This window comes from Massilia suwonensis, from assembly GCF_042655665.1.
Taxonomy (GTDB): domain Bacteria; phylum Pseudomonadota; class Gammaproteobacteria; order Burkholderiales; family Burkholderiaceae_D; genus Telluria; species Telluria suwonensis.
Window position 1 is genome coordinate 501,728 of sequence record NZ_JBHSMR010000001.1, and the last position, 18,549, is coordinate 520,276.

Below are 18,549 nucleotides of genomic sequence, written 5' to 3' on the forward strand. Positions count from 1 at the left end.
CCGGCTGTCCCCCGCTATTCCTTCCTGCCGCCGCTTACAGCCAATAGACCACGACGTAGAGGCCCAGCCACACGACGTCGACGAAGTGCCAGTACCAGGCGGCGCCTTCGAAACCGAAGTGGTGATCGGCCGTGAAGTGGCCGCGCAGCACGCGGTACAGCACCACCGACAGCATGATCGCGCCCATCGTCACGTGGAAGCCGTGGAAGCCGGTCAGCATGAAGAAGGTCGAGCCATAGATGCCCGAGGTCAGCTTCAGGTTCAGCTCCTGATAGGCGTGCATGTATTCGTAGGCCTGGAAGCCCATGAAGATCGCGCCCAGCAGGATGGTGATGAACAGGAACACGGCCGTATTGCGGCGATGGCCTTCACGCAGCGCGTGGTGGGCGATGGTCAGCGTCACGCCCGACAGCAGCAGCAAGGCGGTGTTGATGGTCGGGATCGGGAACGGGCCCATCGTATTGAAGGCTTCGACCACGCCGGCCGGACCGGTATTGCCCCAGTGGGCGGCGAAGTCGGGCCACAGCACCTTGTGGTCGAGATCGGCCAGCCAGGGCATGGAGATCGCACGGGCGTAGAACAGCGCGCCGAAGAAGGCGGCGAAGAACATCACTTCCGAGAAGATGAACCAGCTCATCGACCAGCGGAAGGAGGAATCGATGCGCTGGCTGTACTGGCCCGTTTCGGACTCCTTGATGGCGTCGCCGAACCAGAAGTACAGCACGGTCAGCATCGCGACGATGCCGGCCAGGCAGACGGCCGGTCCCCAGGAGGCGCTGTTGACCCAGCCGGACGCGCCGAGCATGGTCACCAGCATCGAAATCCCGCCGGCCATCGGCCACATCGAGGGGCCCGGCACGAAATAATGCGGCGCGGTCTTTGACACACTCATCTTCATCTCCTGGAACGTTGTTCTAATGCGTTGAATTGAAATGCTTAAAAACTTCTACTGCGAGACCGCCAATTTCACCACGAATAACAGCACGCCGATGAAGATTGCCACACCCAGCAGCGCCGCCAGAATCACGTGGAACGGATTCAGGTTCGCCGCGTCATGCTCGTAGTCCTTGCGCTTGCGTACGCCGAAGAAGGACCAGAACACGGCCTTCATCGAGGCTAAAAACGAGGCCTTGCGCTCCGGTTCCATCTAGTTCGCCGCCACCGCGCCGGACACCTCGAAGAAGGTGTACGACAGCGTAATGTTCTTCACTTCCTTCGGCAGCTTCGGGTCGATGAAGAATACCACCGGCATCTGGCGCGCCTCGTTCGGCTTCATGAGCTGCTCGCGGAAGCAGAAGCACTCGACCTTCTTGAAATGCGGCGTCGCCGACTGCGGCGCGTAGCTCGGGATCGCCTGCGCCTTCACGGCGCGCGCCTGGGTGTTCACCACTTCGTAGACGACGGTCGCCAGTTCTCCCGGATGCACCTGGATCGAACGCGTCGTCGGCCGGAAGCGCCACGGTCCCTGCGCATTGCCGTCCAGTTCCACGGTAATCGTGCGGCTGGTGTCGACCTGCGTGTTTTCCGGACGCTCGACCGTGCCGTCCTGCTGGGTGATCACGTTAATGCCGAGCACCTCGCACATCTGGCGGTAGACTGGCACCAGCGCGTAGCCGAAGCCGAACATCGCCACCGCCACCACCACCAGCTTGCCGAAGGTGGAGCGGTTCAGGCGCAGGCGCTCTTTCTGGGTATAGCTCATTACATGAACCAGAGACGCTTGGCGATCACCGCCGCGAAGAAGAACGCGGCGATCACGCACAGGATCAAAGCCGTCTTGCCGTTGTTCGGCTTTTTACGGGCGTTCATTACTTCACCAGCGGCGGGTTCTCGAAGGTGTGGAACGGCGCCGGGCTCGGCACGGTCCACTCCAGGCCTTCCGCGCCTTCCCATGGTTTTGCATCCGCTTTCGGGCCGCCCTTGATCGTCGGCAGGACGACCGCGAACAGGAAGTACACCTGCGACAGGCCGAAACCGAAGGCGCCGACCGAGACGATCATGTTGAAGTCGGTGAACTGGACAGCATAGTCCGCATAGCGGCGCGGCATGCCGGCCAGGCCCAGGAAGTGCATTGGGAAGAAAGTGATGTTAAAGGTGATCAGCGACAGCCAGAAGTGCATCTTGCCGCGGCCTTCCGGATACATGTGGCCGGTCCACTTCGGCGCCCAGTAATAGAAGCCGGCGAACAGCGCGAACAGCGAACCTGCCACCAGCACGTAGTGGAAGTGGGCCACCACGTAATACGTATCGTGGACCTGGATGTCGATCGGGGTCACGGCCAGGATCAGGCCAGTAAAGCCGCCCATCGTGAACACGAAGATGAAGCCGACCGCGAACAGCATCGGGGTCTCGAAAGTCATCGAGCCCTTCCACATCGTGGCGACCCAGTTGAACACCTTCACGCCGGTCGGCACCGCGATCAGCATGGTCGCGTACATGAAGAACAGCTGCGAAGTCACCGGCATCCCGGTGGTGAACATGTGGTGGGCCCAGACGATGAACGACAGCACGGCGATCGAGGCGGTCGCGTAGACCATCGAGGCGTAGCCGAACAGCGGCTTGCGGGCAAAGGCCGGCAGGATCTGCGAGACGATGCCGAAGGCCGGCAGAATCATGATGTAGACCTCTGGGTGGCCGAAGAACCAGAAGATGTGCTGGTACATGACCGGGTCGCCGCCGCCGGCTGCGTTGAAGAAGGAGGTGCCGAAGTGGCGGTCGGTCAGGGTCATGGTGATCGCGCCAGCGAGCACCGGCATCACGGCGATCAGCAGGAAGGCGGTGATCAGCCAGGTCCAGCAGAACATCGGCATCTTCATCAGGGTCATGCCGGGAGCGCGCATGTTCAGGATGGTGACGATGATGTTGATCGAGCCCATGATCGACGAAGCGCCCATGATGTGCATGGCGAAAATCGCCATGTCCATGCCCGGGCCCATTTGCGTCGACAGCGGCGCATACAGGGTCCAGCCGGCGGCGGTGGCGCCGCCCGGCGAGAAGAAGGAGCCTGCCAGCAGCAGGGCCGCCGGCGGCAGCAGCCAGAACGAGAAGTTGTTCATGCGCGCGAAGGCCATGTCGGATGCGCCCACCTGCAGCGGGATCATCCAGTTGGCGAAGCCGACGAAGGCCGGCATGATCGCGCCGAACACCATCACCAGGCCGTGCATGGTGGTCAGCTGGTTGAAGAACTCGGGACGGAAGAACTGCAGGCCGGGCTGGAACAGCTCGGTGCGGATCATCAGCGCCAGCACGCCGCCCGAGAGCAGCATGATGAACGAGAACCACAGGTATAGGGTACCGATGTCCTTGTGGTTGGTGGCGAAGAGCCAGCGGCGGGCGCCGGTCGGCATGTCGTGGTGCGCGTGGTCGTGGCCGTGGTGGTCGTCGTGCGCGTGATCGAGGGTGCTGGAAGTCATGTCAGTGTCCTGAAAACTCTGTACTTGCTACGTTACTTGCTACGGGCAGCCAGCACTTCGGCCGGTTGAACGATGTTTTCCGCAGCCTTGTTCGACCAGGTGTTGCGGGTATAGGTAATGACTGCGGCGATGTCCGAATCCGACAGCTGCTTCCAGGCCGGCATGGCCGAAGCATAGGCAGGCGTATCCTGGCCGTTGAGCAGCACCTCGATCTGGTGGCCCTTGGCGCCGTTCACGACCGGCGAACCGTCGAGCGGTGCGAAAGCGTTCGGGACGCCCTTGCCGTTGGCCTGGTGGCAGGCCACGCAGTTGGCGGCATACACGGCTTCGCCTTTGGTTTTCAGTTCGTCGATGGTCCAGACTTTGGTCGGATCGTCGGCCAGCGCAGCCATCTTTTTCTTTTCGCCGGCAACCCAGGCGGTGTAGTCCTCGGCCGAGACCACGCGCACGACGATCGGCATGAAGGCGTGGTCCTTGCCGCACAGTTCGACGCAGTTGCCGCGGTAGACGCCGATTTTCTCGGCCTTGAACCAGCCGTCGCGCACGAAGCCGGGAATCGCATCCTGCTTGATCGCGAAGGCCGGGATGGTCCAGGCGTGGATCACGTCGTTGGCGGTGAGGACCATGCGGATCTTCTTGCCGACCGGGACGACCATTTCGTTGTCGACTTCGAGCAGGTAGTTTTCGCCGCGCGCTTCGGTCGGCGCGACGCCCGGCTCGCCGACCTGGGTGCGCGGGGTGGACAGGTTCGACAGGAAGCTGATGCCCTCGCCTTCGCCCTTCAGGTAGTCGTAGCCCCACTTCCACTGCATGCCGGTGGCTTTGATGGTGATGTCGGCGTTCGAGGTGTCCTTCAGGGCCACGACGGTGCGGGTGGCCGGCAGGGCCATGCCGATGACGATCAGGAAGGGCACGACGGTCCAGGCGATTTCGACGGCGGTCGATTCGTGGAAGGTGGCGGGCTTGTGGCCCAGGGATTTGCGGTGCTTGAACACCGAATAGAACATGACGCCGAAGACGCCGATGAAGATGATGAGGCAGACCAGCATCATCCAGTTGTGCAAGCTGTAGATGTCCGCGCCGATCCCAGTCACCGGAGTTTGCATGTTCAACTGGTGTTCCACCGGCCGCCCCGTGATTTCCGGAGCCGCCAGTGCCGGGATACTGGTCGATACCGCAAGACCGAGCATCAAGGCGTGAAGTCGCTTTGCATATGTCATGAATTGTCCCCAACCACCCAAAATAAGAATATTTTTAAACGGTCAGCAATTCCATGAACGAACCGCCGCCGCTCCGAAACCAAGTGCAAGCTGGTTCCCGGCGGCACGGCCTGTGGACGCGCAACGGGTTGAAACCATGCTCGTCCACCAGCAACTGCAACAACGTACTGACGGGCGCCAAACTTGCTGATGCTGCTTTTTCATTTTCTAATTCTTCCACCGGAGCGCATCGTTTTTCAATGCTTACGGGGCGCCAGGCGAAAAAATAGTTATTGATTATACTCAAATCGCTAATTTTTATTCAAGGAAAATTCCTGCCACGGCTGTGTTATTTCATGCGTCATGGCATCGAGCGTTGCCGCATAGGTCTTGACAAATGCTTTTGTAGGGTGGGCACTCTGTGCCCACGCGGTACACGGTCACCGAAGCCCGAAGCCGCATTGCCGGTTCACGGCTTGCGCGGCCTGAACTGCACGATCGCCTCCCCCGCCGCCGTCGTCTTCGGCACCGGCCGGAACGCATGCCCATAAATCACTTCGAAGCTCAGCCCGATCTTGCCGTCCGCGCCGCGCTGGGCTTCCAGCGCATCGACCATGCGCTGCCAGGCCGCGCGGCCGATCAGCCCGCGCCGGCGCGTGGCCAGCGGATTGCCGCCGATGGCGCGCACGTCCGCCAGCAGCGCCTCGACCGTGCCATAGGTGACGGTAATGCGCTCGGCATCCATGACCGGCGTCGAAAAGCCCGCTTCCACCAACTGGTCGCCGAAATCGTGCATGTCGACGAAGGGCAGCGTATGCGGCGATTCGTCCAACTCGGCAAAGGCGGCGCGCAGCTCCTTGAAGGTGTCGGGACCGAAGTTCGAGAACATCAGCAGCCCATCCACGCGCAGCACACGGCGCCATTCGGCGAACACCCGGTCGGGCTGGGGATGCCAGTGCAGCGCCAGGTTCGACCACACCAGATCGAGCGAGTTCGGCCCGAATGGCAGGGTCCCGAAGTCGCCGCAAAGAAGATCGACGCCGGCCCTGGCCGGCATCAGGCGGCTGAGCATCTGGTTCAGCGAACGCATGGCGGGTGCCGGCGCTTTCGCTTCGTTCAGCATCGCGTTCGAGGCATCCATCCCGAGGATCTGGGCCGCCGGATAAGTCTTTTGCAGGGTGGCAAGGTCGGGCCCGGTGCCGCAGCCGGCGTCCAGTACGCGCTGGGGCACAATCTTTACCAGGCTCAGCCGCTCATGCATGCGGCCGGCGACTTCGCGGCGCAGGAAGTCGGCAGCAGCCACGCGCTGCGGTTCCGCGAACAGCGCGCGCACACGCGACTGGTCAATCGGCGCGCTCATTTTCGATGGGGACGAGGGAGAAGCCATATTTCTGATGCATTCAAATGAGATAATGGCGGGAGTGTACAGGTTTGCCGGGAGTCGAGCCGATGGGTGAGCGCATCGAACCGCAGTTGCTACCACCATTACTGCGCTGGCCGCGGGCCCTGGCGCGGATCTTGTTGCCCAGTTCGTGCGCCCTGTGCGGCGAGAGGGCGGACGATGCCGTCTGCGTCCCCTGCACTGCGCGCTACGCCCTGCCCGGTGGACCGCGCTGCCCCTGCTGCGCCAACCCGCTTGGCCCTGGCGAGCCGCCCGGGCAAGCCTGCGGCACCTGCCTGGCCGACGCGCCGGCCTATGATGCGACGGTCGTTGCCGCCGATTACGCGGCGCCGCTCGACGGTCTCGTGCTGGGCCTGAAATTCGGCGCCCGGCTGCCGCTGGCGCCCTGGTTCGCCGGCCGCCTGGTCGATGCCGTGCTGGCCGCGCCGGGCTGGCCCCTGCCCGAGCTGCTCTGTCCGGTTCCGCTGGGTGCGCGCCGCCTGCGGGAACGCGGCTTCAACCAGGCGCTCGAGATCGCCCGGCCGCTGGGCCGCGCGATCGGCGTCGCCGTGCAGCCGCGGCTCGTGACGCGTGCCGTCGAGACGGCCGCGCAGTCGGGCGTAGCGCCGCGCGAACGGGCCGCCAACATCCGGGGCGCCTTCGAGCTCGCCCCGGAGATGGCAGAACGAATAGAAGGCCGCCACATCGGCGTCGTCGACGACGTCATGACGAGCGGCCATACCTTGAACGAACTGGCTGCCACTTTAAAGGCGGCCGGCGCGGCGCGCGTGTCGAACCTGGTATTCGCGCGCACGCCACCACATTGACCGGACCTCGATAAGCCTACTGCGCGTCGGATTGTTGGTCTGCGATGCTCGCTGTACTTCCGTACAGCTGCGCGTCTCGACCAACACTCCTTCCGCTCGCTACGGCTTCTCGAGGTCCTTTAAGGAGAGTAAATGTTTCACGTCGTACTGGTCGAACCCGAAATCCCGCCCAACACGGGCAACGTCATCCGCCTGTGCGCCAACACCGGCGTGCAGCTGCACCTGATCGAGCCGCTCGGCTTCCCGCTGGACGACGCCAAGATGCGCCGCGCCGGCCTCGATTACCACGACTACGCGACCATGAAGGTGCACAAGGACTGGGAGGCCTTCCTGGCGAACGCCCAGCCCGACCCCAGCCGCATGTTCGCGCTGACCACCCACGGCTCCGCCCCCTTCGCCGACGCCGCCTTCAAGCCGGGCGACGTCTTCGTCTTCGGCGCCGAATCGCGCGGCCTCGACCCTGCCCTGCGCAACAGTTTTCCGACCAGCCAGCGCATCCGCCTGCCGATGATGCCGGACAACCGCAGCCTGAACCTGTCGAATACGGTGGCGGTCGTGGTGTACGAAGCCTGGCGCCAGAATGGCTACGCGGGCGGCGCCTGAGGACCGCCCTTCAGCGCGGCAATACCGTTACACTCTCCAGACGAATACTTTCCCCTGGAGAAAGCGCCTTGACCAACCGACGTTCCATCCTGCAGGCCGCCGCGGCGCTGGCAGCCCTCGCCGCCTGCGCACCCACCGCCGCGCAGACGGCTACGACTCCGCTCGTCATCGGCGAGAGCTTCACGCTGGCGTCGACCGTGCTCGGCGAAAACCGGCGCATCAATGTCTACAACGCGCCGGCGTCCAGGGACGGCACGCCGCTGCCCGTCCTCTATATGCCGGACGGCGGCCTGGAAGAGGATTTCCTGCATATTGCCGGCTTGCTGCAGATCGCGATCGCCAGCGGCACGATGCGCCCGTTCATGCTCGTCGGTATCGAAAACACGCAGCGCCGCCGCGACCTGACCGGTCCCAGCACGGATCCGGAGGATCGCAAGATCGCGCCGGTGATCGGCGGATCGGATGCATTTCGCCGCTTCATCGCAAATGAACTGATGCCGGCAGTCCGGACGCGCTACCGGACGACGGGGGAAACGGCCATCATCGGCGAATCGCTGGCTGGGCTGTTCGTGGTAGAAACCCTTTTTGTCGCCCCCGAGATGTTCGACACCTATATTGCCGTCGATCCCAGCCTGTGGTGGAACCGCGAAGGCTTGCTGGCGAAAGGCATTGCACAACTGCGCACGGCTAGCCGCGCCGGCAAGATGCTGTTCGTCGGCGCCAGCGGCGAACCGGGCATGCCGGCACTGGCCGGCAGGCTCAAGCAAGTCGTCGATCGCGCTTCCGCGCCGGGACTGCGCTTCGAGCTGGCCGCGTTTCCCGAAGAGACGCACCGCACGATCTACCATCCAGCCGCCTTGCGGGCCTTGCGCACCCTCTTCAGGAATCCGCCGGAACGTCCGCGGAGCCAGTAACACCGAGCACGGCGAATTCATGCTCGCCCTTGGCGCGATCGAACACCTGCCCGGTCAGGGAATGGGCATTGCATTCGCGCTGGCGCGCGGCCGGCTCGTCGTAGAAGAACGGCAGGAAGGCGTAGCGTTCGCCCCGCGTCACCGGCGTCGCCTCGTGCAGGAGCGAACACGAAAACACGACTGCGCCGCCGGTCGGCGCGCGGTAGGTGCGTGGCCCGAACTCCGGGAAACGCAGGTCGCCGCCCTCGTATGCGTGCGCATTCAGGTTGATGGTGCAGGCAAAGCGGCGATGCGCGGTGCCGAGCGTCGTATTGTCCTTATGCGGGCGAAAGAAGCCGCCGCTGTCGCCGTCGTAGCGGGCAACGATGTAGCGCTCCATCCGCGTGGCCTCGAACTGGAACGCGCGTCGCATTTCCGGCAGCATGCGGCGCCCGATACGCGCCTGGATCGCTTGCCTGAGCGAGGCCAGTTCGGGACGCGCATCGAATTCGACATCCTGGCGCCGCTTGAAGCTGTGCTCCCGGACTTCCACGGTCTTCCCGTTGACCTCGCGCATGAAGCCGGATTCGACACCGCCGTAACGCTCGTACAAGGCAATCAGCTCGTCGCAGAGCGCGTCTTCGAATACCCGGGGCAGGATCAGCACCGGGGCGTTCAATGGGGTGCCCGCATGCTCTTCGACGGGCGGGAGCCGGCCGATGAGCTCGTCGAGCGCTTCATTGTGGGCCGCGGCAGGCAGCATCGGTATGCAGGCCATCACCCGCAGCATCGGATCGAGGAGCAGCGTGAAGGGCCGGTAGGCCGTGGCCGACGAGGGGTCGGCGGCAATGGCCCCGAACCGGGTACTGAGCTTGCGGTCGAAATCCCAGAAATGGCGTATGCCCGGAATCATGGCGCGCAGGCGCTCCTGGCGCTCGTCTTCCGGATCGATGGATACCCCGTAGAAACACAGGTGCCGGTCGTCGAAGCGGGCGCGGTGCCGCTGGACGAAGTCGAGGACCTGGCGCGTGCTCTCATGCGCCGCGCTGCCGAGGAAGCTGAGGACGACATAACGGCCTGCCGCCGTATAAAACGCATACTTCGGATTGGTCGCGGAACGTGCCGTGAAATCCGGGATCGGGTCGCCGGGTAACCACATCGTCTGCCCCCTTCAAGCGCTGTCGTATTGACAAGTCTAGCGAACAGTCATGTTTTCGCCTAGATGGGAGCGCCACATTTTTTTCCATCGCGCCCGGGCGCACGGTGCTCAGCCTTCGTCACTTCTCCACATGACCCGGTTGCGCCCGCCCTGCTTCGCCCGGTACAGCTGCACGTCGGCCGCCTCGAACAAGGCCGCCGAGCTTTCCATGCGGCCTGGGTCGAGGCTGGCGCCGCCGATGCTGACCGTGATGCAGGATGCGGCCGCGGAACCCGCGTGCGCGATCATCAGCTGGGCCACGGCTTCGCGCAGCGCCTGCGCGATCTGCTGCGCCTGTTCGCCGTCGGTTTCCGGCATCAGGAGGACCATCTCTTCGCCGCCGTAGCGCGCCGCCAGGTCGGCCGGGCGGCGCATGTGGGTGCCGGCCACGCGCGCCACTGCGCGCAGCGCGCGATCGCCGGCCGGGTGGCCGTATAAATCGTTGAACTGCTTGAAGGAATCGATGTCGAGCAGGGCCAGCGAGAGCGGCTGGCCGCTGCGCCGCGCGCGCTGCCATTCGAGGTCGTAGACGTCGTCGAAGCGGCGCCGGTTGGCCAGTTCGGTGAGGCCGTCGACGTGGGCCAGGTGTTCCAGCAGGCGGCGCTGGCGCACCAGCTGCAGGTGCAGCGCCACGCGCGCCAGCACCACGGTCGCGTTGAAGGGCTTGGCGATGTAGTCGGAGGCGCCCATCTTGAGGCCGGCCGCCTCGTCTTCCGGGCGGTCCAGGCCGGAGATGAAGATGATCGACACGTGCTCGGTCTGGGGCGTGGCGCGCAGGCGGCGCAGCACGTCGAAGCCGCTCATGTCCGGCATCATCACGTCGAGCAGGATCAGGTCGGGCACGTGGCGGGTCGCGCGTTCCACCGCCTGCGCGCCGTTCTTCGCCAGCAGCACCGTGTATTCCGGCTGCAGCAGCTCGCACAGGACGTCGCGGTTGATCGGGTCGTCGTCGGCGATCAGGACTTTTTGCGGTTCGGCGGGCGTCATGTGGTCTCCTCCAGATTCAGTCCCAGCAGCCTGGCCAGCTCGTCCAGCGGCGCCAGCGCGGCCTCGTATTCGAGTTCGCCGACGCCATGCGCGATCGCGGCCAGCTGAGCGGCGTATTCCTGCGCCGGGAGCAGCTCCTGCAAACTGGCCAGCGTATCACGCGCGCGGGCGTCGTCGGATGCCAGCTGGGCCGCGAGACGAGAAAGCAGCGCCGGCAGCGTATTGCTTTGATGCGCGGCCTGCTGCGCCGGCAGGTCGCGCGGACCGGCCAGCGGCGCCATCCCGGCCAGTATCGCATCGAGCGCCGCGATCAGGGCCGGCACCATGCCGGCCGCGCGCTCGGATTCGCCTCCGCGCAACGCGTCCTCGATGCGCCGCGCCAGGCTCTCCAGTTCGTAGGCGCCGACATAGGCCGCGCTGGCCTTCAGGTTATGCGCCAGCACCTGCAGCGGCGCCTCGTCGCCGGCCGCCAGCGCGTCGGCCAGCTGGCGCGGCGCCGGGCGGTATTCCTGCACGAAGCTGCGCACCCGCTTGATCAGGCGCGCATGCTGGTGGCCGACGCCGGACAATGCCGCGTCCCAGTCGATCCCGGCCACCGGCGGCAGCAGGACGGTGTCGCCGCTCGACAGCGGTTCGGCCGGCGCGCTTGGGGCCGCACGGCCTTCCAGGCGCGCCGGGTCGATCCAGGCCAGCAGGGTCCGGAACAGCTGGTCCGGATCGACCGGTTTCGCAAGGTGGTCGTTCATGCCGGCGGCCAGGCTGCGTTCGCGGTCGCCCGCCATCGCATGCGCCGTCATGGCGACGATCGGCAGCGCGCGCAGGCGTTCGATGGCGCGGATGCGGCGCGTGGCCGTCAGGCCGTCGACTTCGCGCATCTGGATGTCCATCAGCACCAGGTCGTAGTCGTTCTGCTGCACCATCTCGACCGCTTCGCCGCCATGCACGGCGACGTCGACGTGGACGGGCGCCGCGGCCAGGAAGTCGAGCGCGACTTCGCGGTTGTTGGCGTTGTCCTCGACCAGCAGGATGCGCGCGCCGCGCAGGCGCGCCAGGCCGCGCGCTTCAAGCTCCATCCGTTCCGACGCCGCAGGCACTTCGAGCTCCGGACGCAGCGCCCGCAGCAGGCTGTGGTACAGCAGCGCCGGCCCGACCGGCTTGTTCAGGAAGCCCTGCAACTGCAGCGCGCCCGCCTGCAGCTGCACGGTCTCGCGCGCGCTGGCGCTGACCATCAGGATCGACGGCGCCGCATGCGCGACACCCTCGACGCCTTCCAGCGCGCGCAGGCGGCGGATCGTCTCGACGCCATCCCAGCCCGGCATCACGTAATCCATCAGCACCACCTGGTAGGGTTCGCCGCGCCCGAGCGCATCCTTCATGCGCGTGAGCGCCAGTTCGCCCGAGGAGGCGGCATCGGCCGCCACGCCGAAGCTCTCCAGCATCTCGACCAGCGCCGTGCGCGCCGTTTCGCTGTCGTCCACCACCAGCACGCGCATCTGCTGCAGGGCCGCGCCCGGCGCCGCCAGCACGCCCGGCGCGCTGGTGGCCTGCCCCAGCGGCACGGTGAAGCTGAAGCTGCTGCCCACGCCCGGGGTACTGGTGACGTCGATGGTCCCGCCCATCAGCTCGACCAGCTGCTTCGAGATCGACAGGCCGAGACCTGTGCCGCCGTACTTGCGCGTGATCGAATCGTCGCCCTGGCGGAAGGACTGGAACAGGCGCGCAAGCTGGTCGCCGTCCATGCCGATGCCGGTGTCGGTGACGCAGAAGCGCAGCGTGACGCCGCCGTCGCTGCGCGCCGCCACTTCCACCGCGACCACGATCTCGCCCTGCCCGGTGAACTTGACGGCGTTGCTGGTAAGGTTGATCAGGACCTGGCCCAGGCGCAGCGGATCGCCGACCAGGCGCGCCGGCACGCCACGTCCAACCCGGAACACGAGTTCGACCCGGCGCGCGTCGAGCTTGACGGCGGTGAGGTTGGACAAATGCTCGAGCAGGTCGTTGAGGTCGAACTCGACCTGCTCGATCTTGAGCTGGCCGGCCTCGATCTTGGAGAAATCGAGGATGTCGTTGACGATGCCGAGCAGGTGCTCGCCCGCGCCCAGGATCTTGCCCAGGTAGTTGCGCAGGCGCGGCGACGGGTCGGCCATCAGGGCCAGGCGGCTCATGCCGATGATCGCGTTCATCGGGGTGCGGATCTCGTGGCTCATGTTGGCAAGGAAGTCCGATTTCAAACGCGTGGCCGCTTCCGCGCGCAGCATCGCATGGCGGATCGCGCTGGTGCGCAGGCCCAGCACGCGCATGAAGATGATCATGTCGATCGCATTCGTGAACTGCAGCGAGTGCATGGTCCAGAAGTCGGCGTCGACGGCGCCGTTGATCATCTGGCTCAGCACCAGCGAGCCGAGGAAGCTCAAGGCCCAGCCGAGCAGGAAATACAGGCCGACCGGATCGCCGCGGCGCGCGCGTTTTAAAGCACCCGGAATCCCCAGCAGCATCGGCATGATGCCGAGCGTGCTGACGATGGCGACCAGTTGGCCGACGCTGATCAGGTCGAGGCCGAAGGCCAGCGCGGCGATCGCGGTGAGCGCGGCGCCGGTTTTCATCAGGCGGCTGAAGGTGCGGTCCATGCCTGGACGCGCCAGCGCCTGCTCGACGAACAGGTAGGCGCCGCAGGAGGACATCAGCGCGAACAGGCCGCCGGCGTGGATGTTCATCCAGGCGTTGTCGCCCCACACGTACTGGCTGCCGATGCCGAAGAATTCGGCCGAGAACAGCGACGAGCCGAGGATCATCAGCGCGTACTTGGCGAACAGCGGCTCGCGCAGGTTCACGGCCTGGGCCATACTGTAGAGCAGCAGGCACAGGCTCAGGCCGAGCAGCAGGCCCTGCACCATCTGCTCGTTGACGGAGTCGGCGTGGAATACGGCCGGCTGCGAAAAGCGCAGCGGCAGCACCATCGCGCCGGTGTTCTCGATGCGCAGGTAGATATCGTAACGCGGGCCATGCAGGAGCTCGAGCAGCATGGCCGGCGTGCGCACGCGGCGCCCGCCCGCCTGCGGCGGCTGCAGGTTGCCGGCCAGGCCGTGCTGGCGCACGACGCCCTCGCTCACGACATAGAAGTCGACCTTGTTGAGTACCGCGTAATCGATCTCGGCGATCCAGGCGGCGTGGCTGCCGTGCGGCACCTGGACCGGGATGCGCAGCCATACGGGATCGTCCTGCACGCCCAGCGTCGCATGGCCGGAGACCGGCGGCGCGAAGCGCTGCGGCGCCGCCAGCACATCCTCGATGCCGAGCTTGCCGCCCGCATCGACCAGCATCGTCACGGCCGGCCAGGCCTCGATGCTGCCGATCCGGTCATCCAGCACCAGCGGGTCCGCTGCCCATGCCCGCGGCACGCAGGCCAGGAAGAGCAGGAACAGGGCGCAGGCAGCGCGCAGGCTGGATGACAGGGTCTTCATGCGGCTTCCTTGATGACGGTGGGTTCGGGAGCAGGTGTGGCAGGCCGCAGGCGCTGTTCGATGGCGTTCATCCAGCCGGGCGCCTGCGGATCGAGGTCCCAGCCGCGCACGGCGCCGTCGACCTGGTGCAGCAGCGCCTCGGGCAGTTTCAGGGGCCGGGTCTGGTCCATCAGGAAGCGCGTCGTCAGACGATAGCCGAAGATGCGCGTGACCAGGCGCGAGATCGAGAACCCGGGGCAGACCAGCCGCACGAGCGTATCGACCGTGCGCGTAACGCCCATGCCGAGCGCGAACACGGCGCGCGAGAACAGCGAGACGCGGCCGTCCAGGCCGAGGTCGCGTCCCGTGTCCTTGCCGCACAGGCGGCGTGTCAGCAGCACCGGGAAGGCTTTCAGTGCCCGCAGCGGGATCTCGTCCTGCATCGCCCGCATCAGGGCATGGGCCAGTGCCGGGCGCGGGTCGGTGCTCCTCGCATACAGCGTCGCGCCGACCTTGCGCGTGGACGGCGCATAGCGGGCGGCGGCCAGGGCGCGGCCGTCCTGCTGCAGGCGCGCGAACAGGGCCTCGGCCTCGCCCATCGTCTCGACCAGCAGCTCCTGCTCGATGCCGAGCAGGTGGCCGACCACGTTCCAGGCGTGCAGGTAGGCGCCCTCTTCTTCCTTGCTCAGGCCCAGGCCGAGACGGCGCAGGCCGCGCAGGAAGACGTAGTGGAAGGTCAGCAGCGTGTAGGCCAGTTCTTCCTGGTTGACCGGCAGGCCGTTGGCGTTGACGTCCCAGCCGCGCGCGAACAGGGTCTGGTGCAGGCCGCGGCCTTCGGCCAGCAGCGGTGCGATCACGGCGCCGTGTTCCAGCGCCTCGCCCGGATTGCCGCGCACGATCAGGTGGCGGATGGTCGCGTGGATCAGGCGCACTTTCAGCACCTGCGCCACGCCGCCGCCGGCGGGGTCCAGCAAGCCGCCGCGCAGCATCACGGGGAAGATCATCGCCGCCGTCGAGCGCACCCGGTAGTCGGTGTGCTGCTCGAGCTGGCCGGCCGTGTGCAGCACGCTGGCCAGGTCGGCCGGCACGTAGCACTCGGGCAGGCTGGCGCAGAACAGCAACGTGCAGGAGAGCATGCTCATGTCGACGAAGACGGCTTCGGCGCAGCCGACCTTGCCCGCGTCGACCCAGTCCGGCAGCCGGCGCGCACGCGCCACGTAGTCTTCCAGCGCCGCTGCGATCGGCGCCGGCGTGCCCAGGCTGGCCTTCCAGCCATCGAGCATGCCGTTGGTCTGCCAGCCGGCCAGCTCGCGGTTCACGAGCGCGATCGCATCCCAGCGCGACATTGCCGGCGTGCCGTCGTCCCACGTGCCGAGCACGCGCGCGATGGTGTCGTCGGCCAGCGGATCGGCGCGCAGGCGCGGATCGGCGGACGCTACCGGTTCAAACATATTCGCCATCATGCCCTCCCCGCCAGCGCGATGCCGGCGCCCTTCCAGCGGCTCCAGCCGCACAGGGCGGCGAGCAGTGGAATGCCCATCGCGAAGATGGCGATCGCCCGCGTTTCGATCGGCACGCCCAGCAGTGCCTGGAACAGCAGGTTGCCGGCATAGATCGCCAGCGGCACGGCGATGTCGCGCGGCGCGATCGGCGCGGCTGGCGCCGGCGGCGAGCGCTTCAGGCCGAGGCGGAACAGGAAGACGATGACGAAGGAGACGAACATCCAGCCCGCGAAGCCCTGCAGGGTCTCGCCGAACCAGCCGCCGTCGGTTTTCGTCATGATCCAGGCCTTGAGCTTGAACACCATGTAGGGATCGGCGCCGAGGTCGTAGGCGGTGACGATCATGGCCGCCAGCAGCGACTGCACCAGCGTCTGCCCGAGCGAAGTGGCGCCGTCGCTCGGCACCTGCCAGACGATCAGGTTGGCGATCACGTAGCCGATGTAGCTCAGCGCGAACCACATCAGCGGAATCACGAAGGGCACGCTGCCGACGCGCGGGCCGAGCACCTCGGTATAGGTGTAGGACCCGAAGAACCAGCCGTAGCGCGAGCCCATTTCCTCGGCAGCCCAGCCGAGGACGACGGCGATCAGGGCGAAGCGCAGCGCGGCGCGCGCGCCCAGCACGTGGGCGGCGCTGCTCAGGCAGCAGGCGAACATGGCAATCGACCCGGCGATCAGGAGGCCCGTGGTGTCGCCGAGGCCGCGCATGAGCAGGGTCGCAGCCGCCACGGCCAGCAGGACGAAGGTGAGCCGGGGGAGCGTCATCAGGAATCCAGCCTCAGAACCGGTAGTCGACGCGCAGGGCCACCGCGCGCGGCGCGCTCGGCACCGTCATGCCGAAGCTGTCGATGTTCACCGGCTCGACCTTGTTCTCCAGGTTCTTCACGCGCAGCAGCACGCTCCAGGGCGACTGCGCCGGCTGGTAGCCCAGGCTCAGGTCCGTCTGGGTACGGCTCGGGACCGTGTAGCGCAGCAGCTGGCTCGGCACGCCGATGGCCCAGTCGCTGCTCCTGCGCGCGAACACGCCGGCGCTCAACTGGCCGTCGCGCAGCGCGAATGCGTGTTGGTAGCCGAGCGTGAACACGGCGCGCGGCGCGCGATCGAGCTTGTAGCCGGCCCAGGAGTGAACGCCGTCCGGGCTGTAGGCCAGGTAGTGGGCGTCCAGCAGCGCCAGCGTGTAGCTCAGGCGTCCTTGCGGCACGGGCTTCACGGCCCCTTCGATTTCCAGGCCCTTGACGCTGGCCGCGCCCGCATTCGAGGTGACGAAGCGCGGCACGCCCTGCACCATCGCCACGCCCGACAACTGCAGGTTGTCGTAGGCATAGCGGAAGGCGCTGAGGTTCAGGCTGGCGCGCTTGTCCCAGAAGCGGCTCTTCAGACCCAGTTCATACGAGGTGAGCGTCTCTGGACGGTAGACCAGGGTGTCCTCGGGCACGGCGATGAAGGCCGGGCAGGCGGGACCGGCCACGCAGCCGTCGTTGAAGCCGCCCGCCTTGTAGCCGGTCGACACCGTGGCATACACCATGGTCGAGGGGTTGACGTCGAAGTCGGCGCCGATGCGCCACGTGGTCTTGCTCGTGGCCAGGCTGGCCGCATTCGGCAAGGCGATGTCGGTGGCGGGATTGAACACCGCCTGCTGCTGCAGGTTGGTCGAGCCGTAGCGCGACTTGCGGTCCTCGGTGCGGCGCGCGCCGAGAGTGAAGCGCAGGCGCTCGGTGGCGCTCCAGGTCATCTGGCCGAACAGCGCGCGGCTATACGAGGTCACGGGATCCGATGGGAACACGTAATAGGACGGCAGGCCGATCAGTTCCAGGTCGCGGAAACTGGCCAGCTGCGCCATCTCTTCGCGGAACCAGTACACGCCGGCCTGGGCCGACACCGGCCCCTTGCCATTGGTGGCCAGGCGCAGCTCGTGCGAGTCCTGTTCGTAGCGGCCCTCGAAATCCTGGCGCACGCCGAGCGCGAAGCCGGGCATGATGCGGTAATAGTAGTTGACCAGGAAGTCGTGGTCGAAGCGGCGGTGCGAACCGAGGTAGTGCAGCGTGGCCGGACCGAGGTCCCAAGAGAATTCGGCGCCCAGGCCCGTGCTTTCGCGGCGGCTGTGGCCCTGCTCCGGCAGCATGTTCGGCGGGACGAAGGCATTCGTCAGGCGCTTGGCGGTGCTCGCGTCGAATGGCGTCGGATTGCCGGTCTCGATGCCCTCATAAAAATTCGTGTCGGGGACGATGACGTCGTTGTTGTCGCGCTGGACGGTGCGGTCCAGGCGCAGCAGCAGCGAGGCCGACTGGCCGAGCGCGAACTTCGCCGACAGGCGGCCGGCGTCGGCGTTGCGGTCCAGGCCGAGCGTATGCGGCGTGCCCTGCTCGTTGCGCAGCAGGCTGTCGCGCCGGTTGCTCGAGACGGCCGCGCGCAGCGCGATGCCGTCGGTGACGGGCACGTTGATCATCGCATTCGCCCGGCGGCTGCCGTGGTTGCCCATCTCGGCGCCGGCGGCGCCTTCGAAGCGCGCGGTCGGCGCCTTCGAGATGACGTTGACGACGCCGGCCGTCGTATTGCGGCCGTAGAGCGTGCCTTGCGGGCCGCGCAGCACCTCGATGCGCTCGACGTCGAGGAAATCGATGTTCTGGCCGTGCGGACGGGCGATGTAGACGCCGTCGAGCATGAAGGCGGCCGAGGGCTCGCCCTTCTCCGTGGCGTCGGCGTTGGAGACGCCGCGAATCGTGATGCGCAGGCCGTCGGCCGCGCCATCGATGGCCACGCCCGGCAGGCGCGCGCCGATATCGGACGGACGATCGAGGCCGGCGCCGGCCAGCGCTTCTCCTCCAATGACCGACATCGCGACCGGCGTTTTCGATTCAGCGCTGGCATTGCGCTGGGCGGTGACGACGACTTCCTGGATCTGGCCTTCGGCCCCGGTTGATGGTGCGACTGGCGCTTCCTGTGCTGCCGCGGCAGCGCCCCAGACGCAGCCCGCGACGGCGAGCGCCAGCGGCGTAAGGTTCGAACGAACCTGACGATTGGACATGCATTCCCCTAGTTTCTTGTGTAGACGCTGACGCCGCCTTTTACAGGGCGGCGTCTGCCCACCTTGTGTGTTTGATTTTTAT

General features: G+C 66.4%; 15 protein-coding genes. 3 read left to right on the plus strand and 12 right to left on the minus strand.

Going from position 1 to position 18,549, the window contains the following annotated elements; genetic code table 11:
• Positions 1-34: 34 nt before the first annotated feature.
• The 6 genes from ACFPQ5_RS02200 to ACFPQ5_RS02225 all read right to left on the minus strand — a co-directional run bounded on the left by ACFPQ5_RS02200 (position 35) and on the right by ACFPQ5_RS02225 (position 5,972).
• Positions 35-892, minus strand: coding sequence for a cytochrome c oxidase subunit 3 (locus tag ACFPQ5_RS02200; RefSeq protein ID WP_379751460.1), 858 nt, complete (start codon positions 890-892; stop codon positions 35-37).
• A 54-nt stretch (positions 893-946) separates the two neighbouring features.
• Positions 947-1,147, minus strand: a complete 201-nt coding sequence (locus ACFPQ5_RS02205; protein WP_379751462.1) for a DUF2970 domain-containing protein — start codon at positions 1,145-1,147, stop codon at positions 947-949.
• A complete protein-coding gene (locus ACFPQ5_RS02210; protein WP_379751464.1) occupies positions 1,148-1,702 on the minus strand; it encodes a cytochrome c oxidase assembly protein in 555 nt (184 codons plus the stop codon).
• 106 nt (positions 1,703-1,808) lie between these two features.
• Positions 1,809-3,413: a cytochrome c oxidase subunit I gene (ctaD, locus tag ACFPQ5_RS02215; protein WP_379751466.1), complete on the minus strand. Its 1,605-nt coding sequence runs from the start codon at positions 3,411-3,413 to the stop codon at positions 1,809-1,811.
• A 32-nt stretch (positions 3,414-3,445) separates the two neighbouring features.
• Positions 3,446-4,633: a cytochrome c oxidase subunit II gene (gene coxB, locus ACFPQ5_RS02220; RefSeq protein WP_379751468.1), complete on the minus strand. Its 1,188-nt coding sequence runs from the start codon at positions 4,631-4,633 to the stop codon at positions 3,446-3,448.
• Between the two features lie 448 nt (positions 4,634-5,081).
• Positions 5,082-5,972 carry a methyltransferase domain-containing protein gene (locus ACFPQ5_RS02225; protein ID WP_379751470.1) on the minus strand — a complete coding sequence of 297 codons (891 nt, stop codon included), beginning with the start codon at positions 5,970-5,972 and terminating at the stop codon, positions 5,082-5,084.
• 89 nt (positions 5,973-6,061) lie between these two features.
• On the opposite strand from ACFPQ5_RS02225, the gene ACFPQ5_RS02230 reads away from it, so the two are divergent.
• From ACFPQ5_RS02230 to ACFPQ5_RS02240, 3 genes are all read left to right on the plus strand, one after another.
• Positions 6,062-6,820: a double zinc ribbon domain-containing protein gene (locus ACFPQ5_RS02230; RefSeq protein WP_379751634.1), complete on the plus strand. Its 759-nt coding sequence runs from the start codon at positions 6,062-6,064 to the stop codon at positions 6,818-6,820.
• A 132-nt stretch (positions 6,821-6,952) separates the two neighbouring features.
• Positions 6,953-7,423 carry a tRNA (uridine(34)/cytosine(34)/5-carboxymethylaminomethyluridine(34)-2'-O)-methyltransferase TrmL gene (gene trmL, locus ACFPQ5_RS02235; protein ID WP_379751472.1) on the plus strand — a complete coding sequence of 157 codons (471 nt, stop codon included), beginning with the start codon at positions 6,953-6,955 and terminating at the stop codon, positions 7,421-7,423.
• Positions 7,424-7,491: 68 nt separating this feature from the next.
• Positions 7,492-8,337 (plus strand): alpha/beta hydrolase, encoded by an 846-nt coding sequence (locus tag ACFPQ5_RS02240; protein ID WP_379751474.1) that lies wholly within the window; start codon positions 7,492-7,494, stop codon positions 8,335-8,337.
• Here ACFPQ5_RS02240 and ACFPQ5_RS02245 read toward each other — a convergent pair.
• The 6 genes from ACFPQ5_RS02245 to ACFPQ5_RS02270 form a co-directional block, all read right to left on the minus strand.
• Positions 8,303-9,475 carry a 2OG-Fe(II) oxygenase gene (locus tag ACFPQ5_RS02245; protein WP_379751477.1) on the minus strand — a complete coding sequence of 391 codons (1,173 nt, stop codon included), beginning with the start codon at positions 9,473-9,475 and terminating at the stop codon, positions 8,303-8,305. The two genes, ACFPQ5_RS02240 and ACFPQ5_RS02245, sit on opposite strands and share 35 nt — an antisense overlap.
• A gap of 108 nt (positions 9,476-9,583) precedes the next feature.
• Positions 9,584-10,501, minus strand: a complete 918-nt coding sequence (locus tag ACFPQ5_RS02250; protein WP_379751479.1) for a diguanylate cyclase — start codon at positions 10,499-10,501, stop codon at positions 9,584-9,586.
• Positions 10,498-13,962 carry a response regulator gene (locus ACFPQ5_RS02255; protein WP_379751481.1) on the minus strand — a complete coding sequence of 1,155 codons (3,465 nt, stop codon included), beginning with the start codon at positions 13,960-13,962 and terminating at the stop codon, positions 10,498-10,500. Before ACFPQ5_RS02255 ends, ACFPQ5_RS02250 begins: the two co-directional genes overlap by 4 nt.
• On the minus strand, positions 13,959-15,392 hold the full coding sequence (locus ACFPQ5_RS02260; protein ID WP_379751483.1) for an oxygenase MpaB family protein: 1,434 nt from the start codon (positions 15,390-15,392) through the stop codon (positions 13,959-13,961). Before ACFPQ5_RS02260 ends, ACFPQ5_RS02255 begins: the two co-directional genes overlap by 4 nt.
• Positions 15,393-15,400: 8 nt before the next feature.
• Positions 15,401-16,207 carry a carotenoid biosynthesis protein gene (locus ACFPQ5_RS02265; protein WP_379751485.1) on the minus strand — a complete coding sequence of 269 codons (807 nt, stop codon included), beginning with the start codon at positions 16,205-16,207 and terminating at the stop codon, positions 15,401-15,403.
• Between the two features lie 13 nt (positions 16,208-16,220).
• Positions 16,221-18,467 (minus strand): TonB-dependent receptor, encoded by a 2,247-nt coding sequence (locus tag ACFPQ5_RS02270; protein ID WP_379751487.1) that lies wholly within the window; start codon positions 18,465-18,467, stop codon positions 16,221-16,223.
• Between the last annotated feature and the right edge of the window lie 82 nt (positions 18,468-18,549).